The organism is Acinetobacter sp. Colony158 (assembly GCF_019264745.1).
In the GTDB taxonomy this organism is placed as follows: Bacteria; Pseudomonadota; Gammaproteobacteria; order Pseudomonadales; family Moraxellaceae; genus Acinetobacter; species Acinetobacter ursingii.
The window spans coordinates 1,100,253-1,100,700 of sequence record NZ_CP078523.1; the positions used below are offsets into that span (position 1 = coordinate 1,100,253).

At 38.6% G+C, this 448-nt stretch carries 1 protein-coding gene; it reads right to left on the bottom strand.

Annotated features, from left to right (window positions below):
- A partial coding sequence (locus JR005_RS14535; RefSeq protein ID WP_267460116.1) for a UTP--glucose-1-phosphate uridylyltransferase occupies positions 1-448 on the bottom strand: 448 nt, incomplete at its 3' end.

Sequence of the window (448 nt, forward strand, 5' to 3'; positions counted from 1 at the left end):
AACGCTGAATCATACGTGTCAAATCATTTTGTTCAGATTTTGCTTTCACTAATACATCTGGCAATAAAACTACAAAATCATCATCACCAACGATGCTTTTGGCACAAAGCACTGCATGACCTAAACCTAAAGGTTGTGGCTGACGCACACTCACCACACTCACATGTGTAGGAACAATTTCAGTAATTTCTTCAAGAAGATCAAACTTTTTTTTATGTTCTAAAATGGTTTCCAGCTCAAAATTACGATCAAAATAATTCTCAATCGAGGCTTTAGAAGAATGTGTCACCAAAATAATCTGCTCAATGCCTGCAGCAACTGCTTCTCGCACCACATATTCAATCGCAGGGCGATCCACCACAGTCACCATTTCTTTTGGAATTGATTTGCTAGCAGGAAGAAAACGAGTACCCAAGCCTGCTACTGGTAAAATTGCTTTTTTGATCAT